Origin of the sequence: Roseivirga pacifica, from assembly GCF_900111145.1 — a bacterium.
Lineage (GTDB): Bacteria > Bacteroidota > Bacteroidia > Cytophagales > Cyclobacteriaceae > Roseivirga > Roseivirga pacifica.
The window spans coordinates 1,761,058-1,780,692 of the sequence record NZ_FOIR01000001.1; the positions used below are offsets into that span (position 1 = coordinate 1,761,058).

Sequence of the window (19,635 nt, forward strand, 5' to 3'; positions counted from 1 at the left end):
AAGAAAAATGGGCGTTAAGAAACTTAGACCAATGACTCCAGGTACCAGGAACAGACTAGCTCCTGACTTCGCGGATTTGACTTCATCAACTCCGGAAAAGTCACTTTTAGTTCCTGCAAAGAGATCTGGCGGTCGTAACAATACAGGTAAAATGACCATGCGCTACATTGGTGGTGGTCACAAGAAGAAAATTAGAATCGTAGACTTCAAGCGTGAGAAATTCGATGTTCCTGCTACTGTGAAGTCTGTAGAGTACGATCCCACCCGCTCAGCAAGAGTAGCACTTTTGTTCTACGCTGATGGTGAAAAAAGATACATCATTGCTCCAGAAGGAATCAAGGTTGGCCAGCAAGTAATTTCTGGTGAGTCTGTAGCTCCTGAAGTGGGTAATGCACTGCCTTTGTCGAAAATTCCTTTGGGTACAATCATCCACAACGTGGAATTGCAACCTGGAAAAGGAGCAGCTATGGCAAGAAGCGCAGGATCTTATGTTCAGTTAGTTGCTCGTGATGGTAAGTATGCTACGGTAAAACTTCCTTCAGGAGAAATGAGAAACGTGTTAGTTACATGTATGGCTACCGTTGGCTCTGTTGGTAACGCTGAGCACATGAACGTAAAACTTGGTAAGGCCGGTAGAAAACGCTGGTTAGGAAGAAGACCAAGAGTAAGAGGTGTAGCTATGAACCCAGTTGATCACCCAATGGGTGGTGGTGAGGGTAGATCTTCAGGAGGTCACCCAAGATCTAGAAACGGTTTGTACGCTAAAGGGCAAAAGACCAGAACACCTAAGAAGTATTCTAACAGACTAATCATCGGTAAAAAGAAATAAGACATGGCACGTTCATTAAAGAAAGGACCATACATTGATTTCAGACTTGAGAATAAGGTAGATGCCATGAATGAGTCAGGTAAGAAATCAGTAATCAAGACCTGGTCAAGAAGGTCAATGATTTCTCCAGACTTTGTAGGCCACACCTTTGCCGTGCACAACGGTAACAAGTTTATCCCTGTTTTTGTAACAGAGAACATGGTGGGCCACAAACTAGGTGAATTCGCACCTACAAGAAACTTTAGAGGTCACATTGCTAAAAAGGATAAGAAGAGATAATCATGGAAGCAGTAGCTAAATTAAATAACGTTCCTACTTCTCCTCGTAAAATGCGCATGGTTGCAGACTTGATCAGAGGTGAGAAAGTGAACACGGCCCTGAACATTTTGAAGTTCGAGCCTAAAGAAGGTGCAGCGAGACTTGAGAAACTTTTGTTATCTGCAATCTCTAACTGGCAAGCGAAAAACGAAGATGCTCGTTTGGAAGATGCTGACCTTTTCATCAAAGAGATCCGTGTAGACGGTGGCAGAATGCTGAAACGTTTGAGACCTGCTCCTCAGGGTAGAGCTCACCGTATCAGAAAAAGATCGAATCATGTAACACTAGTAGTTGATGCTAAGAATCAGGCTGCTGTTACCGCTGACGAAACTGAAGTAGAATCAAACGAAAAAGATAATTAAGACATGGGACAGAAGGTAAACCCTGTAGGTCTAAGATTAGGAATCGTAAGAGGCTGGGACTCTAGCTGGTACGGTGGAAAAGATTTCTCTAACAAATTGGTAGAGGATCAGGAAATCAGAAAATACATCAGCGCACGTATTCCTAAAGGCGGAATCTCTAAAGTAATTATCGAGCGTACGATCAAAAGAATCACTATTACTGTGCACACTGCCAGACCAGGTGTTGTAATCGGTAAAGGTGGTCAAGAAGTAGACCGTATTAAGGAAGAATTGAAGAAGCTTACAGGCAAAGATGTTCAAATCAACATCTTTGAAATTAAGCGCCCAGAATTGGATGCTAAACTTGTAGGTGAATCTATAGCACAACAGCTTCAGGCAAGAATTTCTTACAGAAGAGCCATGAAGCAAGCCATTGCATCGGCTGTTAGAGTAGGTGCTCAAGGGATCAAGATCAAGTGTTCAGGTCGTTTGGGTGGTGCTGAAATGGCACGTACCGAAATGTATAAAGAAGGAAGAATTCCTTTGCATACATTAAGAGCCGACATCGATTATGCTATTTCTGAAGCAGACACGGTGTATGGTAAAATCGGAATCAAAGTTTGGATCTTCAAAGGTGAGGTTTATGGTAAAAGAGACCTTTCTCCTAACGTAGGTGCTTCCAACCAAATGGGTGGCGGAGGCAGAGGTGGCCGTAGACCAAACAGAAGAAAGAAGTAAGTTTTCACCTTTAAAAAGAAGAGAAGATGTTACAGCCAAAAAGAACGAAATTTAGAAAAATGCAGAAGGGTCGTGTGAAAGGCGTTGCACAACGCGGTCACACTTTATCCTTCGGAACATTTGGTATAAAATCGCTAGAGCCAGGTTGGATTACCAGCCGCCAAATTGAGGCAGCTCGTATTGCGATGACAAGAGCTATGAAAAGAGAAGGTCAAGTTTGGATTAGAATTTTTCCAGACAAGCCAATTACCTCTAAGCCAGCCGAAGTAAGGATGGGTAAAGGTAAAGGTGCTCCTTCATACTGGGTAGCTGTAGTAAAGCCTGGTACTATTCTATTTGAATCTGCCGGTGTAAATGTTGAGTTGGCTAAAGAAGCCTTGAGACTTGCTGCTCAGAAGCTTCCGATATCAACAAAATTTGTTGTACGTAGAGATTACGTTGGATAGTTATGAAAAATTCAGAAATCAAAGCGCTCACTGTTGAGGAGCTTCAAGAGAAAATTAAAACTGAGTCTGATGGCCTTCAAAAGCTTAATTTCGCTCATGCAATTTCTCCGATTGAAAATCCAATGAAAATTAAGCAAGCAAAGAAAACGCTTGCTCGATTGAAAACTGAATTGAGAGCAAAGGAACTTGCAAAATAAGAATCGCATGGAGACCAGAAATCTTAGAAAAGAGAGAATCGGTGTGGTGACCAGCAACAAAATGGATAAGTCCATTACTGTGCAGGTTGAGCGTAAAGAGAAGCACCCGATTTATGGTAAGTTTATTAAGAAAACTACCAAATTTGCGGCTCATGACGAAAAAAATGATTGCGGTATCGGTGATACTGTTAAAATCATGGAGACTCGTCCGCTGAGTAAGAATAAGCGCTGGAGATTAGTAGAAATTATTGAAAGAGCTAAGTAATCATGATCAGACAAGAAAGTAGATTGAACGTTGCTGACAACAGTGGAGCCAAAGAAGTTTTGGTTATCCGCGTGTTGGGGGGTACTAAGAAAAAGTACGCTACCGTAGGCGACAAAATTGTGGTCTCTGTGAAGTCTGCTCATTCTTCTAGTAACCTGAAAAAAGGTACTGTATCAAAAGCAGTAATTGTAAGAACAAAGAAAGAAGTTCGTAGAAAGGACGGTTCTTACATCAGGTTTGAAGATAATGCAGCAGTATTGCTGAACCAGAACGATGAGCCAAGAGGTACTCGTATGTTCGGACCTGTGGCTAGAGAATTGCGTGAAAAGCAATTCATGAAGATTGTTTCATTGGCTCCAGAAGTATTGTAAAATGAAAGCAAAAGAAAACAAAGTGGCAAAACTTCACGTGCGCAAAGGCGACACTGTTAAGGTGCTTTCTGGTAACTCAAAAGGTAAAACCGGAAAAGTATTGGAAGTGTTCCCTTCAAAATATAGAGCTATCGTTGAGGGCGTTAATGTGGTTTCTAAGCACATCAAACCTTCTGCAGCTAACCCACAAGGTGGAATCGAGAAAACTGAAGCTTCAGTGCACCTTTCTAACCTTATGGTTGTAGATCCTTCAAACGGTGAGGCTACTCGCATCGGTCGTAAGGCTGATGAAAATGGAAAATTAGTTCGTTACGCTAAAAAATCTGGGGAGGTAATTAAAAATGGCTAATCCAAGATTAAAAGATAAATACCTTAATGAGGTATCTCCTGCACTTAAGGAGAAGTTCGAGTATACTTCAGTTATGCAAGTGCCTAAAATCACTAAAGTTGTAGTGAACAAAGGTATTGGTGCTGCTGTAGCCGACAAGAAATTGATTGATGTTGGGGTTGAAGAGTTAACTACCATTACTGGTCAGAAGGCAGTTCAAACTATCGCTAAAAACTCTATCTCAAACTTTAAGTTGAGAGAAGGTATGCCAATTGGTGCAAGAGTAACCCTTAGAGGTGACAGAATGTACGAATTCATCGATCGTTTGTTGAACATCGCGCTACCTCGTGTAAGAGACTTTAGAGGTGTGAAAGACAAAGGCTTTGATGGTCGTGGTAACTACACACTAGGTGTTAAGGAGCAGATCATCTTCCCTGAGATTTCTATCGATAAGGTGAACAAAATTACTGGTATGGACATCACGTTTGTGACTACTGCCAACACTGATGAAGAAAGTTATGAATTGCTAAAAGCGATGGGTATGCCTTTCGCTTCTGGTAAAAAATAAATCACAATGGCAAGAGAAGCAGTAAAAGCAAGAGAAAGAAAAAGACAAAAACTTGTAGCTCGTTATGCCGAGAAAAGAGCTCAGCTTAAGGCTGAAGGAGATTACGTGGCATTGGATAAACTTCCAAGAAACTCTTCTCCGGTTCGTTTGCATAACCGTTGTAAGTTAACTGGTCGTCCTAAAGGTTACATGAGAAAATTTGGTATCTCAAGGGTAACATTTAGAGAAATGGCATCAGCTGGTAAGATCCCTGGTGTTACTAAAGCGAGCTGGTAATTTCTTTTTCTTTTAATAAAAGAAAATATTTAATACCTTTGCAGGCCGGTTTCGGCCGGAAGGTATTTTAATGTTTATACTAATCGCTTATAACTAGGAGATATCGCTAGAGTAAGCACTGCCGAAAGGCAGAAAATAAAAAATTATGACTGATCCAATAGCAGATTATTTAACAAGATTACGAAACGCCATTAAGGCGAATCATCGTATCGTTGATATTCCTGCTTCAAATGTGAAGAAGGAGATCACAAGGGTGCTGCACGAAAAAGGCTACATCCTTAATTACAAGTTCGAACAGAACGGACCTCAGGGCAATATCAAAATTGCTTTGAAGTACCAACCAGGTACTAAGCTTCCTGCAATCGAAAACCTTAAGCGTATTTCTAAGCCAGGTTTGAGAAAGTATGCAGGTGCTGAAAACCTTCCTAGAGTTATTAATGGTTTGGGTATTGCCATCATTTCTACCTCTAGAGGAATTATGACTGATAAGGAAGCAAGATCGCTTCATATCGGTGGAGAAGTATTGTGTCACGTTTATTAAAAGAATAGGAAATGTCACGAATTGGTAATAAACCTATCGAAATCCCTCAGGGAGTTACTGTTTCAGTAGCTAATAGCGTGGTTACAGTAAAAGGCCCTAAAGGCGAGTTGACTCAGGAGGTTAATCCTGACATGATTGTAGAAGTTGAAGACGCTCAGGTTGTGGTTAAAAGACCTACTGAGCAGAAAAGACATAAGGCTTTGCACGGATTATACCGTTCACTTATCAACAACATGGTGGAAGGTGTAAGCAAAGGTTACACTAAAGAGTTGGAGTTAGTTGGTGTAGGTTATAAGGCTGCAGTTACTAACAATGTGTTGGAGCTTAACTTAGGTTACTCTCACAATATTTACCTTCAAGTTCCTGCAGAGGTTGCTGCTTCTGCCAAAATGGAAAAAGGTAAGAACCCAATTGTAACATTGGAGAGCTCAGATAAAGAGTTGATCGGGCAGGTAGCTGCTAAACTAAGATCACTTAGAAAAATTGAGCCATACAAAGGTAAAGGTGTTCGCTTTGTTGGTGAGCAAATTAGAAGAAAAGCTGGTAAAACTGCTGCTAAATAATTGAGACATGGCTTTAACTAAAAGTAGACTAAGAATTAAGAGAGGTATCAGAAACAAGATTTCTGGTACTGCTGAAAGGCCTAGAATTTCTGTATTCAAGAGCAATACTAAAATCTATGCTCAAATTATTGATGACGAAAAAGGTCACACACTTGTATCAGCTTCTTCTGCCGAACTTGGTGCAGAAAAGAATACTTCTGTAGAACTTTCTAAAGAAGTAGGAAAGAAGTTAGCAGAGAAAGCAGTTGCTAGCGGTATTTCAAGTGTAGTATTTGATAGAAACGGTTATATCTACCACGGTAAAGTAAAAGCTTTGGCAGACGGAGCCAGAGAAGGTGGACTTAAATTTTAATCGAGATGAGCCAAAAATTAAGTAGATCAATAAAAGCAAGCGATATTGAACTTACCGAAAAGGTAGTTGCAATTAAGCGTGTTGCCAAAGTTGTAAAAGGTGGTAGAAGATTCAGCTTTTCAGCTATCGTAGTAGTAGGAGACGGAAATGGTGTTGTAGGCTACGGGCTTGGAAAAGCAAACGAGGTTACCGATGCTATCACAAAAGGAATCGATGATGCAAAGAAGAACTTGGTAAAAGTTCCTTTGTTGAAAGGTACCGTTCCTCACGAAACATTAGGAAAGTACGGAGGAGGTTTGGTTCTTGTTAAGCCGGCTTCTGAAGGTACTGGAGTAATTGCAGGTGGTGCAATGCGTGCAGTTTTCGAAAGTGCAGGTATTCACAACGTGTTAGCTAAGTCTAAAGGTTCTTCAAACCCTCACAACGTAGTAAAGGCAACTTTCGATGCGTTGTTGAAAATGAGAGACCCTTACACTGTAGCACAGCAAAGAGGTGTTGAATTAGAAACAGTTTTTAACGGATAAGAAGATGGGTAAGGTATTTATCACGCAAGTTAAAAGCACGATCAAGAAGCCGGAAAACCAAAAAAGGACTATCCAGGCTTTAGGTTTAGGTAAGATCAACAGAACTGTAGAAGTTGAATTAACTCCACAGATTGCTGGCATGATCAATAAAGTTAGTCACCTAGTATCTGTAAAGGAAGCATAAGATGAAACTAAATACATTACAACCTGCAGAAGGTTCAACCAAAAACAAAAAGAGAATTGGTAGAGGCCAGGGATCTGGTAAAGGTGGAACTTCTACAAGAGGACATAAAGGAGCTAAATCAAGATCAGGTTACTCAAGAAAGTCTGGTTTTGAAGGCGGTCAGATGCCATTGCAGAGACGTGTGCCTAAATTTGGTTTCACAAACCCTAACAGAGTTGAGTACAAAGCAATCAACCTTGATACATTGCAACAACTAGCAGAGTCTGCTAAAGTTGAAGCAATCACTATCGATACTTTGGTAGAGCATGGTTTGGCTGCTAAGAGCGACTTGATCAAAGTTTTGGGCAGAGGAGAATTAAAAACTAAGGTTGACGTTACGGCTCACAAATTTTCTGCGACTGCCGCTGCAGCCATAGAGAAACAAGGAGGAACCGTTACAACGCTTTAATCTTATGAAGAAATTCATAACTACCATAAAGAACATTTTTTCAATAGAAGAGCTTAGAAATAGAATCCTGGCTACGCTGGGATTCTTAGTGATTTTTCGTTTAGGCTCATTTGTTGTACTACCTGGAGTTGACCCAACACAGCTATCCGATATGGATAGTGGTATATTTGGTATTTTGAATGCCATGCTTGGAGGGTCTTTCAGTAGAGCATCTATTTTTGGTTTAGGTATTATGCCTTACATCTCTGCATCCATTGTGATTCAGCTGATGACAGTGGCAGTGCCAAGCTTCCAAAAGATGCAAAAAGAGGGGGAATCAGGCCGTAAAAAGCTTACTCAAATCACTAGAGTATTGACTATTTTGGTAACACTAGCACAGTCGATTGGTTATTTAAAAGTAACTATTCCAGCTGAGGCTATTTCACCAAACATCGATCCTACATTCTTCACCATTTCTTCAATGATTCTACTTACCTCAGGAACAATGTTCTGTATGTGGTTAGGAGAGAAAATTACCGATAAGGGTATTGGAAATGGTATCTCTATGTTGATTATGATCGGAATCATTTCATCGTTGCCACCTGCAGCTATTAATGAGTTCTTCGTAACCAACGGTATCAATAGAGCATTGTTCTCGGTAGTTGAAATTGTTGCTTTGTTCTTTGTAGTAGTAGTTACCGTTGCATTGGTACAAGCTACTAGAAGAATCCCAGTACAATACGCTAAGCAAGTAGTTGGCGGTAAAGTATACGGTGGTCAGCGACAATTTATTCCATTAAAAGTTAATTCAGCTGGTGTTATGCCAATCATCTTTGCTCAGGCATTGATGGTATTGCCAACTTTGATTGGTAATATTTGGGCAGAAGATAGCGAATTCTGGTATGGCGTAACCAATGTGTTTAGCAGCCCTTACTCGGCAGTTTACAACATTGTGTTTGCTGTATTGATCATCGCTTTCACATTCTTCTACACTGCTATTACGGTTAACCCGTCTAGCATGGCTGATGACTTAAAGAGAAACGGTGGATTCATTCCGGGTATTAAGCCTGGTAAACCAACTTCTGAATTTATTGGTGGGGTAATTGACAGAATTACACTTCCGGGTTCTATCTTCTTAGCAATTATTGCTGTATTGCCAGTGTTCGCAAGAAACGCAGGTGTTGGCGACCAGTTCGCTTACTTCTACGGTGGTACTTCTTTGCTAATTATGGTAGGTGTGATTTTAGATACGTTGCAGCAGATCGAGAGTTATTTACTTATGAGACATTATGAGGGAATGATGAAGTCTGGCAAGATGAGAGGAAGATCTCAGAATGTAGCTGTTGCCTCGTAATATGATCAAGTACAAAACAGAAGAAGAAATTCAAAAAATACGTGAGAGTGCCCTAATTTTGGGCAAAACTCACGGTGAAGTGGCCAAACACGTTAGGCCAGGGATAAAAACAAAAGAGCTGGATAAGATCGCGGAAGAATTCATCCGAGATCATGGCGCCACAGGATCTTTCAAAGGTTATGGTGGTTTCCCAGCAACACTCTGTATTTCTACGAACGAAGTGGTCGTTCACGGTTTTCCGAGTGATTATGAATTAAAAGACGGTGATATAATCTCTATAGATTGTGGAGTCTACTACCAAGGTTTTCATAGCGATAGCGCTTATACTTACCCCGTAGGAGACGTTCCACAAGAGACATTATCACTTCTTAAAGCAACGAAAGAGTCGTTGTATGTAGGTATTGAAGAAGCCAAGTTTGGTAACAGAATCGGTGACTTAGCCTTTGCCATACAAAAGTATGTAGAGGATAGAGGATACACCGTAGTGAGAGAGCTGGTAGGGCACGGTTTAGGCCGCGACTTACACGAGTCTCCTGAAGTTCCAAACTATGGTAAAAGAGGCAGAGGTCCTAAACTACAGGAAGGTCTCGTGATAGCCATTGAACCAATGGTGAACTTAGGAACGAGAAACATTGTACAAGAACGTGATGGTTGGACCATCAGAACCAAAGACCGTAAGCCTTCAGCTCACTTTGAGCACACCGTGGCAATCTTCAAAGACAGAACAGAAATTTTGACAACTCATAAGTATATAGAGGAAGTTGTAAATTTTTAATATGGCGAAACAAGGATCGATAGAACAAGACGGCACAATTGTAGAAGCGTTGCCGAATGCTACATTCAGAGTTGAACTTGAGAATGGCCACATCGTTTTGGCACACATCTCAGGTAAAATGAGAATGCACTACATCAAAATTTTACCGGGCGACCGTGTAAAGTTGGAGATGTCACCATATGATTTAACAAAAGGAAGAATTACTTACAGGTATAAATAACGAAACATGAAAGTAAAAGCGTCTATCAAGAAGCGTAGTGCCGATTGTAAGATAATCCGCAGAAACGGAAAGTTGTACGTGATTAACAAGAAGAATCCTAGATTCAAACAAAGACAAGGGTAATTATGGCAAGAATTTCAGGAGTTGATATTCCAGATCACAAGAGAGCAGAGATTGGCTTAACCTATATTTTTGGTATCGGAAAAAGCACAGCCACTTATATTCTGACAAAAGCAGGTATTGATGTAAATACCAAAATTGGTGATCTAGACGATGAGCAGCAGAAGACAGTAAGAAACATCATCAGCGAAGAGTTTAAGATTGAAGGTGTTCTTAAATCAGAAATTCAGTTGAGCATCAAGCGTTTAATGGACATCGGTTGTTACCGAGGTTTGAGACACAGAAAAGGCCTACCTGTTCGTGGTCAGCATACTAAGAATAACTCTAGAACACGAAAAGGTAAGAGAAAAACTGTTGCTAACAAGAAGAAAGCAACTAAGTAATTGGTAAGTTTTTAATGCCGAAAAAGATATTTTAAGATGGCTCAGAAAAGAAAAGATAAAGCTAAGAAAAGAGTAGTACAAGTTGATGCTCTTGGACAGGCGCACATTAAAGCGTCTTTCAATAACATTATCATCTCTTTGACTAACCAACAAGGGCAGGTAATTACATGGGCGTCAGCAGGAAAAATGGGCTTTAAAGGTTCTAAAAAGAACACCCCATATGCTGCTCAAATGGCCGCTCAAGATTGTGCTCAAAAAGCCTACGAATTAGGCTTGAGAAAAGTTGAGGTATTTGTTAAAGGTCCTGGTGCTGGTAGAGAATCTGCTATCAGAACAATCCAAAACGTTGGAATTGAAGTAACCCTTATTAAAGATGTTACTCCACTACCACACAACGGTTGTCGTCCACCAAAGAGAAGAAGAGTTTAATTTAGAAAGTAATTAGCAATGGCAAGATATAGAGGCCCTAAGGCAAAAATTGCAAGACGTTTTAACGAACCAATTTTTGGTCATAGCAAAGCATTACAGAAAAAAGCGTATCCTCCAGGCCAACACGGTAGAGGACGTAGAAGAAAGCAATCTGAATATGCTATCCAGCTAATGGAAAAGCAAAAAGCTAAATACACTTATGGTGTTTTAGAAAAGCAGTTTGCTAACCTATTCGATAAAGCATCTAGTAAATCTGGTGTAACTGGTGAAATCCTTCTACAGCTTTTGGAAGCTAGATTGGACAACGTAGTTTACAGACTAGGAATTGCTCCTACGAGAAGAGCAGCAAGACAATTGGTTTCTCACAAACACATTGTTGTTAATGGCGAAATCGTGAACGTACCATCGTTTCACGTACAGCCAGGCGATGTTGTGGGTGTAAGAGAGAAGTCTAAGTCTTTAGAGGCTATCAGTGATAGCTTAGCAGGCAATAGCGTACAGAAGTACCCTTGGTTAGAGTGGAATAAGTCTGACATGACTGGTAACATGGTAAATGTGCCACTTAGAGAAGATATTCCTGAAAACATCAAGGAACAGCTTATTGTCGAGCTCTACTCTAAATAATCTATTTAATAAGAACCTTTTAAACTTTAAAGTATATGTCAATACTCGCATTTCAAATCCCGGAGAAAGTGGTGATGGAGAAGGCAGACGATTTTCACGGTCTGTTTACGTTCAAGCCGTTAGAAAAAGGATACGGGGTTACTATTGGTAATGCATTGAGGAGAATTCTCCTGTCTTCTTTGGAAGGCTACGCAATTACGGGTATTAAAATACCTAGCGTATTGCACGAATTCTCGACTATAGAAGGTGTTGTGGAGGATGTGTCTGAGATTATTCTTAACCTGAAAAAAGTAAGATTCAAGAAAATCTCTGACACTGTAGATAATAAGATCAATGTAGTAATCGAAGGTCAGAACAAGTTCACTGCTGGTGACATTGGAAAATTCACTAGCGCGTTCGAAATTCTGAACCCTGAAGATTTGGTTTGTAACCTAGACAAAGGCGTTCGATTCGAAATCGAATTGACCGTAGAAAAAGGTCGTGGTTACTTGCCAGCAGAAGAAAACAAACCATCTGAGCAAGTGTTCGGCTTTATTCCGATCGATGCCATCTTTACGCCAATCAAAAACGTAAAGTACAGTGTGGAAAACACCCGTGTAGAGCAAAAGACTGACTACGAAATGTTGGTTCTTGATATCAAAACGGATGGTTCTATCCACCCTGAAAAGGCCTTGCAAGGAGCTGCTCATATTCTAATTCAGCACTTCATGCTATTCTCAGATCAGAACATGATCTTAGAAACCGGAGCGTTGGATGAGCCAGAGCAGGTAGACGAAGAAATGCTGCACATGCGCAAGTTGTTGAAAACATCATTGAACGATCTAGATCTTTCAGTGAGAGCTTACAACTGCTTGAAGGCTGCAGATGTTAGAACCTTGGGCGACCTTGTAAGACTTGAAATTTCTGACATGATGAAGTTCAGAAACTTCGGTAAAAAGTCACTAGCCGAGCTAGAGCAATTGGTAGCTGATAAAAACCTAACCTTCGGTATGGATTTAGCGAAGTATAAATTAGATGAAGAGTAAGAAATGAGACACGGGAAGAAATTTAATCACTTAGGCAGAACAGCATCTCACAGAAAAGCGATGCTTTCTAACATGGCTTCTTCTTTGATTCAGCATAAGAGAATTACCACTACGGTGGCCAAAGCCAAAGCATTGAGAAAATATGTGGAACCTTTGATCACTAGAGCTAAGGAAGATTCTACTCACTCAAGAAGGATTGTATTCTCTTACTTGCAAGACAAGGAGTCTGTGACTACACTCTTCAATGAAGTGGCTGAAAAAGTAGCACAAAGACCAGGTGGATACACAAGAATTATCAAAACAGGTAACCGTTTAGGTGACAATGCTGATATGTGTATCATCGAGTTGGTAGACTACAACGAGCTATTGTTAGGTGGCGAAGAGAAATCTACAGCTAAGAAGTCTAGAAGAAGCAGAAGAGGTAGCGCTAAAAAAGCTACTGAAGCTAAGCCAGAAGCTGCTGTTGCAGAAGCACCAGTAGTAGAGGAAGCTGAAGTAGTGGAAGAAGCTCCTGCTGCTGAAGCTACAGAAGAAGCACCAGAGGCTAAGGCTGACGATGCATCTGAAGAAGCTGAAGACAAGAAATAAGCAAAGAGTAGTTTTTTATAAAACACGAATGAAAGCCCAAGCGAAAGCTTGGGCTTTTTTATATGCTGCGCTGGAGTTCTATTTCTGGCATTTCGTCATATGTTTGGCCATTTAATATACGACCGGCCTTCTTTTTGTTTTTACCTCCCCATTGTTTGAAGAAGAATGCCACGTCCTTAGCTTGACATTGTTCTTGAATATCAATAACCCATTCCGGATTCATTGGGCGCGGTTTATGTCCGCTTTCTCCTCCAACTATTACCCAGTCAATTAATTCTAAATTTAGATTTGGTAAAGGACCAATTAGAGGCTCTAACGACAGGAATTTTGTACGAGCAGAAGTCTTTCTTAAAAAGTCTATCCTGTCTTCAACTCGGTTGTCTTCTACTGAAACCCCCATCCATATATTGTGAGACCACTTAAGATGAGGGTCTAGTTCTAGTAGTCTTTCAGCTCTTTTGGTGAGTATTTGAAAAACATGCTGAGGGTTATCCCGCATTACCTTAAAAACTCTTTGGATAAATTCTAATGGTACATCATTGTGAAATAAATCACTCATAGAATTCACGAATACCATTTTAGATTTCTTCCATTTATAAGGCGTATCCAATGCGGATTCGTGGGTTCGTACTTTGAAGTTGTCTTTGTATTTGTCAATGCCCATAGACTGTAGTCTTTTAGACATTATTTCTGCATAACAAAACTTACACCCCTGAGATATTTTTGTACAACCAGTAGTTGGGTTCCATGTAAGTTCTGTCCATTCAATTTTTGACATCTTTATCTTTTTAATAACGAGTAAGGGACTAACTTTTGCTCCTTATATACCAAGTTGTAACTGATACATGGTGTTTTGTCATTATAGTCTATTTTACCAAATTTTTTTAACCTAGTTACACAGTCTCTGGCATGCTTGGGTATATGGCCATTCTCGAATGTAAAGTTTAGAGCTTCTAAATTATTCGTTATACTTCCTGATAGTATTTGTTTTTCTAGCTCCATTTGAAAAGCGGCTATTTTGCTTGGTTTTGGTGTTTCAAACATATTCAATTGACATTTTGAGGCTTCATCATCAATGTCAAAATTAGCATCACCGTTTACCTCATTGGTTTTCCATGCAATACTAAGAAACTTATCAACGGCTCGAGGGTGTGTAGCCCCAAATATTATTCCGTGTATATTGGCTCCCTTTTTTAACGAGAATGGATAGAGTTTTAACCTAGAATCCGCAGGTAGCTTGTTCCTTATTTGCTCCGTAATTGACCTATGGATTTTATGGTATTGTTTTTTTCTGATTTGTGCCATGTCAATGTCTAAGTGGAGTTTAAACTCACGTCTCTCTCCGAATCTCCATATGTATGAGGAAGAAACAAAGTATAGAAAGTCCGTTTGCCTAGTTTTCTCAAGCTCTAAAAAGTATTTTGCAGATAAGAATTTAATCCCATTTTGATCTAGAAAAACTAAGGCGGGAACTTGGTCAATTAAAGGAAGTAGTTTCGGAAATAGTATTTCAAAGTCTTCATTGTAATACTCAATTGTTATTTTTTGTTTTAGTTGTGTTTTTTCCTCGATGAACGTTTGACAGGATTGTTTTAGGAGCTTGAACTTACTTTGGTTCCTGTTATTGGGTTCGAATTCGTTAAGATGAATTGTCACATGGCAACCATTGCTAGTAAGAATGTCCAGGTGTTCTTGTATTTTATATAATATTCTTATGGGACTACCAGGGATACCACGTTTGTCGTAGCCGGTTCCTGCGAAAAAAATCGAAAATATGAACTTCGGTGATCTTAGGGGTCATTATCCATGTAGGTAGCCAAGCCTGAGTATAATCTTCAAAAAAATTAAGCTTTACAATTGTACTTTCTCCAAAAGGAGTTTCATGTAAATCCTTATATCCCATGTGTGTTCTTTTAACAAGAAATATAACCAAAACTTCTGAATAGGAGATTCTCTGCCATGTTAGGGTGCGTCAGACATTAGGTGCTTTCAACTTTTGTCTTTATCCTTACTTCCATCTTCCATCTTCCATCTTCGGTCATCCGTCTTCCGACTTCCCTCTTCCCGCCATCTTTCCTCACTTAATCTCGTGCCTTCCTTTGGCTTACAAGCTTTACTCATTATTTTTGCACGATGCGAAAAATCGCACGCCAATCAGAATATGTCGCATAATCAAGAGCAAACTCAAACAAAGGCAGTCCTATACCTGGAAGACGGGTCGCGTTACGAAGGAATTGCCATCGGAAAAATCGGTACAGTAGGCGGAGAAATCTGCTTTAACACAGGAATGACGGGGTATCAGGAGATCTATACAGATCCTTCTTACTACGGCCAAATTGTAGTGAACACTACCTCGCATATTGGTAACTACGGAGTGTTAGATTCTGAACAAGAATCTGATGCACCAAAAATCAGGGGCTTGGTTGTTAATACCTTCTCTAACGATTTTAGTAGACCTACTGGAGATAGCTCACTACAAGAGTATTTAGAAAAGCATAATATTGTTGGAATTTCAGAGCTGGACACGCGCCTTTTGGTACGCGAGATCAGAAATAAAGGGGCTATGAATGCCATTATTTCTTCTGAAGATTTAACAGATGAGCAACTGCAAGAGAAATTGGCTGAAGTACCATCAATGAATGGACTAGAGCTTTCATCTTTTGTAAGTACAAAAGAGCCATACTTTGTAGGAGATGAGAATGCTGAGTATAAAGTAGCAGTGCTAGACCTTGGTGTAAAAACCAGTATTTTGAAGCACTTGGCTAGCCGCGGTGCCTACCTAAAAGTATTCAACGCCAAAACTTCTTTCGCTGAAATGGAAGAATGGCAACCTCATGGTTACTTCTTGTCTAATGGTCCTGGTGACCCATCGGCTATGGAGTATGCTATTAACACTGCAAAAGATATTATGGCCAGCGGAAAACCATCATTTGGTATTTGCTTAGGTCACCAAATTATTGCTTTGGCTTGTGGAATTGGCACCTTCAAAATGCACAATGGCCACAGAGGCTTGAACCACCCGGTTAAAAACCTAGTAAGTGGCAAGAGTGAAGTTACTTCTCAAAACCACGGTTTTGCTGTGAGCAGAGAAGACGTAGAAAACTCTGATGTGGTAGAGCTTACGCACATCAATCTGAACGACCAAACATGCGCTGGGCTGCAAGTAAAGGGACAGAAAACGTTTTCCGTACAATATCACCCAGAGTCTTCACCGGGACCTCACGATTCACGTTATTTGTTCGATCAATTTTTGAACCTTTTTAAATCTTAAATAACAACAGATCATGAGCTTAATAGAAAGCATTCACGCCAGACAAATACTTGACTCAAGAGGTAACCCAACCGTAGAGGTTGATGTAATCACCGAAAACGGTGTGTTAGGCCGTGCGGCAGTTCCTTCTGGTGCATCTACAGGTGCGCACGAAGCAGTAGAATTGCGCGATGGAGATAAGGGTACTTACCTTGGAAAAGGCGTTACCAAAGCGGTAGAAAACGTAAACGATGTATTGGCAGCTGAGTTGATCGGTTTTTCTGTATTCGAGCAGAACTTGATCGACAAAATCATGATCGAAGCTGACGGCACCGAGAACAAAAGCAAGCTGGGTGCAAACGCTATTTTGGGTGTTTCTTTGGCCGTAGCCAAAGCTGCAGCAGCAGAACTTGGAATTCCTTTGTACAGATATGTAGGTGGTGTTAACGCTAACACGCTTCCTGTGCCGATGATGAACATCATAAACGGTGGTTCTCATGCAGATAATAGCATCGACTTCCAAGAGTTTATGATTATGCCAGTTGGTGCATCTTCTTTCTCTGAGGCGATTAGAATGGGTGCTGAGATATTCCATAACCTTAAGAAGGTACTTTCGGAAAAAGGCTTGGCTACCAACGTAGGTGATGAAGGTGGTTTCGCACCAAACCTTGGTTCTGACGATGAAGCACTAGAGGTGATTTCAACTGCTGTTGAAAACGCTGGTTACAAAGTAGGTGAGGATATTGTTTACGCACTTGACGTTGCTTCTTCAGAATTCTACTTGGAAGACGAGAAGGTATATTACTTCAAAGATTCTACCGGTAAAAAACTTACGCCAGTAGAGATGGCCGATTACTTGGCTTCTCTAAGCGAAAAGTACCCAATTGTGTCTATCGAGGACGGTATGTTCGAAGATGACTGGGAAGGCTGGAAAGCTTTGACCGATAAAATTGGTGATAAAGTTCAGTTGGTTGGTGACGATTTGTTCGTAACGAATGTGACCAGACTTCAGCGAGGAATTGATAATGGCATCGCTAACTCAATCCTTATCAAAGTAAACCAAATTGGTACTTTAACAGAAACCATCGAAGCGGTAAGCTTGGCTAACAGAAACGGTTACACAGCTGTTATGTCGCACCGTTCTGGCGAAACTGAAGACAATACTATTGCTGACTTGGCAGTAGCATTGAACACAGGTCAGATCAAGACTGGTTCTGCCTCTAGATCGGATAGAATGGCTAAGTACAACCAATTACTTCGTATTGAAGAAGAATTGGCTGAGGTGGCTAAATTCCCTGGAAAAGATTTCAGAAAAGCATATTAGTATATAGTACATAGATATTAGATTAGAAGCCTTCTCATTTTGGGGAGGCTTTTTTCGTTAATAGTCATAGTCAATGGTCATTTGTCATTTAAGTTTGCATCTACCAATGACAATTGACTGGTGACCAATCCACTAGTTTTCAGTCTTCGGTCTAATTTACCCCCAACCCTAAAGGGTGAATCAATCTAACTTCGATCTTCTGTCTTCGGTCTTTAGACTGTCACCAAGCATTATGCTTCACGCACCTGACTTCACGCTATTGACAAAGTCATAGAAAACTGCGTATCTTTAACATATGAAGCCTTTCGCCAAGCTGCCTAAATTCGTAAAGAACTACTACTTCCTGTTTGGGTCATTTTTTCTGTTCTGGATGCTCTTTGTGGACTCCAACGACTTTGTTTCACAAATTAGTCTTAAGCAGAAAAAGAGTAGCCTAGAGAGTCAAAAACAGTATTACATAGAAAAGAAGCAAGAAGTGCTACAGGATAGGGAAGAGCTTACGACCAACCAGGTGCTACTGGAAAAATTCGCTCGCGAAAAGTACCTTATGAAGAAATCGTCCGAAGATCTCTTCATAGTGGTTTCTGAAGATTAAAAACTTAAAATATTTAGTCCTCATTCGAGGACTTTTTCGTTATCAAGGCATGAAGAAACTCTTAATTAGCGCACTTTTACTATTGGCTACGGTTCAATTGGCCAATGCACAAATCTATTACGAAGAGCCTGAAGAAGATGATGGATTAACTTTTTGGGACAAAACCTATTTTGGTGGCAACCTATCCTTAAGCTTTGGTACAGTAACTTATATTGAAGTTTCGCCTTTAATGGGCTATATGGTAACGCCCGATTTTTCGGTTGGAGCGGGTGCCACATATATGTACTTCTCCAGAAAGTATAGCAACAATTACAAAGTAGAAAACAGCGTTTATGGTGGCCGTACTTTTCTACGTTATAGAGTGTTCGAAAACTTCTATTTCCACTCAGAGTTTGAATCGCTGAATAATGAAGTGCCACTTATGAATGGCTCAGGTGACTTTGCCCGAGAGTGGGTGCCAGGTTTCTACATTGGTGGCGGTATTTTTCAACCCGCATTCAAAAGAGGCGGAATAAGTTTCTTTGTGCTCTACAACCTGCTTTACGATGATTACAAGTCGCCTTATTCTAGCGCTTGGGTGTTAAGGGCTGGTTTTACCCTTTAAGTTCAACCCCAAACTTTTCCCCAACAGCTTTTAGATCGTTAACAACTGGTGTTAGCAAAGGTATGCCGTTGTTGGTGCGTTCTGCCTCAAAGTAGCGTTCTTGGTCGCCTGGTATTTGTACTGGTGTACTTGAATCTACTGGTTCAGAGTTTCTAAAGCGCTGAATCCATTTGTCCATATGTGCCTTAAACTCATCTGCAGGGCGGAAGGCATCTACCCGCATGGCTCCAAAAAAGTGCCCTAAACCTTCACCAACTGGGTCTTTGGCCGGATCCATAAAGCTTACAAATGGTGGTGCCCAAGGACCATAGTTAGCGCCAGAAAGCACTGCTGAAAAAATGTCTACCATCGAGCCGAGTATATAGCCTTTGTGGCTGCCGTTAGTTCGGTCTCCGCCCAATGGTCTCAAAGCACCGCCTTCTTTTACACCATAGGCATTATTGGTAGGTTCACCTTCTTTGTTCTGAATCCATCCGTTAGGTGCGTCTTCACCCTTTCTTTGTAGAATTTCAAGCTTGCCGTTTGCGGCTGTTGTAGTAGCAAAGTCGCCTACATACGGAGGCTCTTTATCTGCCGGAATAGCCACTGCAATTGGGTTGGTGCCAAGCAGTCTTTCTTTCGAGAATGTAGGTGCAACCAAAGGACTTGCATTGGTCATAGACATGCCAATCATGTCTTCTTTTAATGCCTGCATGGCATGGTAGCCTGCAATACCATAATGGTTAGAGTTACGAACAGCCACCCAGCCGGTGCCGGCCACTTTGGCTTTCTCCATGGCCACTTTCATGGCGTAAGGTGCCACCACAAGCCCAAGACCTGCATCACCATCAACTACGGCAGTGCTGGGAGTCTCGTAAGTTACTTTTATGTTAGGAGTGGCGTTGATTCTGCCTTTCTCCCACAGTCGTACATATCCGCTAAGTCTGGCCACGCCATGTGAGTCAACTCCTCTGAGGTCGGCCGAAAGTAAGGTTTTGGTAGCGGTTTCAGCTTCTTCGGTAGGGCATCCCATTTTTTCAAAAACCGACAAAGCGAAATTGTAAAGTGATTGGTATGAATATGTAGACATATGGATT

Annotated in this window: 33 protein-coding genes; 30 read left to right on the forward strand and 3 right to left on the reverse strand. The window is 40.8% G+C overall.

The features are described from left to right. The first annotated feature begins 7 nt into the window (after nucleotides 1–7). The 26 genes from rplB (at nucleotide 8) to rplQ (ending at nucleotide 12,786) form a co-directional block, all read left to right on the forward strand. Nucleotides 8–829: a 50S ribosomal protein L2 gene (gene rplB / locus BMW98_RS07855; RefSeq protein WP_090257949.1), complete on the forward strand. Its 822-nt coding sequence runs from the start codon at nucleotides 8–10 to the stop codon at nucleotides 827–829. A 3-nt stretch (nucleotides 830–832) separates the two neighbouring features. Beyond that, entirely contained in the window at nucleotides 833–1,108 is a 276-nt protein-coding gene (gene rpsS, locus BMW98_RS07860; RefSeq protein ID WP_090257950.1) for a 30S ribosomal protein S19, read from the forward strand. Nucleotides 1,109–1,110: 2 nt separating this feature from the next. After that, entirely contained in the window at nucleotides 1,111–1,509 is a 399-nt protein-coding gene (rplV, locus tag BMW98_RS07865; protein ID WP_090257951.1) for a 50S ribosomal protein L22, read from the forward strand. Between the two features lie 3 nt (nucleotides 1,510–1,512). Further along, on the forward strand, nucleotides 1,513–2,226 hold the full coding sequence (gene rpsC, locus BMW98_RS07870; protein ID WP_090257952.1) for a 30S ribosomal protein S3: 714 nt from the start codon (nucleotides 1,513–1,515) through the stop codon (nucleotides 2,224–2,226). A gap of 26 nt (nucleotides 2,227–2,252) precedes the next feature. Further along, the gene (gene rplP, locus BMW98_RS07875; protein ID WP_090257953.1) at nucleotides 2,253–2,672 is read left to right on the forward strand and encodes a 50S ribosomal protein L16; all 420 of its coding nucleotides are present in this window, start codon (nucleotides 2,253–2,255) and stop codon (nucleotides 2,670–2,672) included. Nucleotides 2,673–2,674: 2 nt separating this feature from the next. Next, entirely contained in the window at nucleotides 2,675–2,869 is a 195-nt protein-coding gene (rpmC, locus tag BMW98_RS07880; protein WP_090257954.1) for a 50S ribosomal protein L29, read from the forward strand. Nucleotides 2,870–2,876: 7 nt separating this feature from the next. Next, entirely contained in the window at nucleotides 2,877–3,134 is a 258-nt protein-coding gene (gene rpsQ, locus BMW98_RS07885; RefSeq protein ID WP_090257955.1) for a 30S ribosomal protein S17, read from the forward strand. A 2-nt stretch (nucleotides 3,135–3,136) separates the two neighbouring features. Further along, on the forward strand, nucleotides 3,137–3,505 hold the full coding sequence (gene rplN, locus BMW98_RS07890) for a 50S ribosomal protein L14 (RefSeq protein ID WP_090257956.1): 369 nt from the start codon (nucleotides 3,137–3,139) through the stop codon (nucleotides 3,503–3,505). 1 nt (nucleotide 3,506) lies between these two features. Further along, nucleotides 3,507–3,854, forward strand: coding sequence for a 50S ribosomal protein L24 (rplX, locus tag BMW98_RS07895; protein WP_090257957.1), 348 nt, complete (start codon nucleotides 3,507–3,509; stop codon nucleotides 3,852–3,854). Next, nucleotides 3,847–4,401, forward strand: coding sequence for a 50S ribosomal protein L5 (gene rplE, locus BMW98_RS07900; protein WP_090257958.1), 555 nt, complete (start codon nucleotides 3,847–3,849; stop codon nucleotides 4,399–4,401). Before rplX ends, rplE begins: the two co-directional genes overlap by 8 nt. A gap of 6 nt (nucleotides 4,402–4,407) precedes the next feature. Further along, nucleotides 4,408–4,677 (forward strand): 30S ribosomal protein S14, encoded by a 270-nt coding sequence (gene rpsN, locus BMW98_RS07905; protein ID WP_090257959.1) that lies wholly within the window; start codon nucleotides 4,408–4,410, stop codon nucleotides 4,675–4,677. Nucleotides 4,678–4,822: 145 nt separating this feature from the next. Further along, nucleotides 4,823–5,218 carry a 30S ribosomal protein S8 gene (gene rpsH, locus BMW98_RS07910; RefSeq protein WP_090257960.1) on the forward strand — a complete coding sequence of 132 codons (396 nt, stop codon included), beginning with the start codon at nucleotides 4,823–4,825 and terminating at the stop codon, nucleotides 5,216–5,218. An 11-nt stretch (nucleotides 5,219–5,229) separates the two neighbouring features. Continuing rightward, nucleotides 5,230–5,781, forward strand: a complete 552-nt coding sequence (rplF, locus tag BMW98_RS07915) for a 50S ribosomal protein L6 (RefSeq protein ID WP_090257961.1) — start codon at nucleotides 5,230–5,232, stop codon at nucleotides 5,779–5,781. A gap of 7 nt (nucleotides 5,782–5,788) precedes the next feature. Continuing rightward, complete coding sequence (gene rplR / locus BMW98_RS07920) at nucleotides 5,789–6,133, forward strand: 50S ribosomal protein L18 (protein ID WP_090257962.1); 345 nt, start codon at nucleotides 5,789–5,791, stop codon at nucleotides 6,131–6,133. Between the two features lie 5 nt (nucleotides 6,134–6,138). Beyond that, nucleotides 6,139–6,657, forward strand: a complete 519-nt coding sequence (rpsE, locus tag BMW98_RS07925; protein WP_090257963.1) for a 30S ribosomal protein S5 — start codon at nucleotides 6,139–6,141, stop codon at nucleotides 6,655–6,657. A gap of 4 nt (nucleotides 6,658–6,661) precedes the next feature. After that, on the forward strand, nucleotides 6,662–6,841 hold the full coding sequence (gene rpmD, locus BMW98_RS07930; protein ID WP_090257964.1) for a 50S ribosomal protein L30: 180 nt from the start codon (nucleotides 6,662–6,664) through the stop codon (nucleotides 6,839–6,841). A gap of 1 nt (nucleotide 6,842) precedes the next feature. Beyond that, nucleotides 6,843–7,289 carry a 50S ribosomal protein L15 gene (gene rplO, locus BMW98_RS07935; protein ID WP_090257965.1) on the forward strand — a complete coding sequence of 149 codons (447 nt, stop codon included), beginning with the start codon at nucleotides 6,843–6,845 and terminating at the stop codon, nucleotides 7,287–7,289. Nucleotides 7,290–7,293: 4 nt separating this feature from the next. Further along, entirely contained in the window at nucleotides 7,294–8,622 is a 1,329-nt protein-coding gene (gene secY / locus BMW98_RS07940; RefSeq protein WP_090257966.1) for a preprotein translocase subunit SecY, read from the forward strand. 1 nt (nucleotide 8,623) lies between these two features. Further along, nucleotides 8,624–9,397: a type I methionyl aminopeptidase gene (gene map / locus BMW98_RS07945; RefSeq protein ID WP_090257967.1), complete on the forward strand. Its 774-nt coding sequence runs from the start codon at nucleotides 8,624–8,626 to the stop codon at nucleotides 9,395–9,397. 1 nt (nucleotide 9,398) lies between these two features. Continuing rightward, complete coding sequence (gene infA, locus BMW98_RS07950) at nucleotides 9,399–9,617, forward strand: translation initiation factor IF-1 (RefSeq protein WP_090257968.1); 219 nt, start codon at nucleotides 9,399–9,401, stop codon at nucleotides 9,615–9,617. Nucleotides 9,618–9,623: 6 nt separating this feature from the next. Continuing rightward, nucleotides 9,624–9,740, forward strand: a complete 117-nt coding sequence (ykgO, locus tag BMW98_RS07955) for a type B 50S ribosomal protein L36 (RefSeq protein WP_084375668.1) — start codon at nucleotides 9,624–9,626, stop codon at nucleotides 9,738–9,740. Nucleotides 9,741–9,742: 2 nt separating this feature from the next. Continuing rightward, on the forward strand, nucleotides 9,743–10,120 hold the full coding sequence (gene rpsM, locus BMW98_RS07960; RefSeq protein ID WP_090257969.1) for a 30S ribosomal protein S13: 378 nt from the start codon (nucleotides 9,743–9,745) through the stop codon (nucleotides 10,118–10,120). Nucleotides 10,121–10,156: 36 nt separating this feature from the next. Further along, complete coding sequence (gene rpsK, locus BMW98_RS07965) at nucleotides 10,157–10,549, forward strand: 30S ribosomal protein S11 (RefSeq protein WP_090257970.1); 393 nt, start codon at nucleotides 10,157–10,159, stop codon at nucleotides 10,547–10,549. Between the two features lie 18 nt (nucleotides 10,550–10,567). Next, nucleotides 10,568–11,173: a 30S ribosomal protein S4 gene (gene rpsD, locus BMW98_RS07970; RefSeq protein WP_090257971.1), complete on the forward strand. Its 606-nt coding sequence runs from the start codon at nucleotides 10,568–10,570 to the stop codon at nucleotides 11,171–11,173. Between the two features lie 35 nt (nucleotides 11,174–11,208). Next, on the forward strand, nucleotides 11,209–12,198 hold the full coding sequence (locus BMW98_RS07975; RefSeq protein WP_090257972.1) for a DNA-directed RNA polymerase subunit alpha: 990 nt from the start codon (nucleotides 11,209–11,211) through the stop codon (nucleotides 12,196–12,198). A 3-nt stretch (nucleotides 12,199–12,201) separates the two neighbouring features. Then, nucleotides 12,202–12,786: a 50S ribosomal protein L17 gene (rplQ, locus tag BMW98_RS07980; RefSeq protein ID WP_090257973.1), complete on the forward strand. Its 585-nt coding sequence runs from the start codon at nucleotides 12,202–12,204 to the stop codon at nucleotides 12,784–12,786. A gap of 58 nt (nucleotides 12,787–12,844) precedes the next feature. Here the strand turns inward: rplQ and BMW98_RS07985 are convergent, their stop codons facing one another. Continuing rightward, on the reverse strand, nucleotides 12,845–13,564 hold the full coding sequence (locus tag BMW98_RS07985) for a DUF5131 family protein (RefSeq protein WP_245733513.1): 720 nt from the start codon (nucleotides 13,562–13,564) through the stop codon (nucleotides 12,845–12,847). Between the two features lie 2 nt (nucleotides 13,565–13,566). Next, the gene (tcmP, locus tag BMW98_RS07990) at nucleotides 13,567–14,562 is read right to left on the reverse strand and encodes a three-Cys-motif partner protein TcmP (protein ID WP_090257975.1); all 996 of its coding nucleotides are present in this window, start codon (nucleotides 14,560–14,562) and stop codon (nucleotides 13,567–13,569) included. A gap of 385 nt (nucleotides 14,563–14,947) precedes the next feature. On the opposite strand from tcmP, the gene carA reads away from it, so the two are divergent. From carA to BMW98_RS08015, 4 genes are all read left to right on the forward strand, one after another. Beyond that, complete coding sequence (carA, locus tag BMW98_RS08000; protein WP_090257977.1) at nucleotides 14,948–16,057, forward strand: glutamine-hydrolyzing carbamoyl-phosphate synthase small subunit; 1,110 nt, start codon at nucleotides 14,948–14,950, stop codon at nucleotides 16,055–16,057. A 13-nt stretch (nucleotides 16,058–16,070) separates the two neighbouring features. Next, complete coding sequence (eno, locus tag BMW98_RS08005; RefSeq protein ID WP_090257978.1) at nucleotides 16,071–17,360, forward strand: phosphopyruvate hydratase; 1,290 nt, start codon at nucleotides 16,071–16,073, stop codon at nucleotides 17,358–17,360. A gap of 295 nt (nucleotides 17,361–17,655) precedes the next feature. After that, entirely contained in the window at nucleotides 17,656–17,955 is a 300-nt protein-coding gene (locus tag BMW98_RS08010; protein ID WP_090257979.1) for an FtsB family cell division protein, read from the forward strand. A gap of 49 nt (nucleotides 17,956–18,004) precedes the next feature. After that, entirely contained in the window at nucleotides 18,005–18,559 is a 555-nt protein-coding gene (locus BMW98_RS08015) for a hypothetical protein (RefSeq protein ID WP_245733514.1), read from the forward strand. Here the strand turns inward: BMW98_RS08015 and BMW98_RS08020 are convergent. Beyond that, entirely contained in the window at nucleotides 18,549–19,628 is a 1,080-nt protein-coding gene (locus BMW98_RS08020; protein ID WP_090257980.1) for an Ldh family oxidoreductase, read from the reverse strand. The two genes, BMW98_RS08015 and BMW98_RS08020, sit on opposite strands and share 11 nt — an antisense overlap. Between the last annotated feature and the right edge of the window lie 7 nt (nucleotides 19,629–19,635).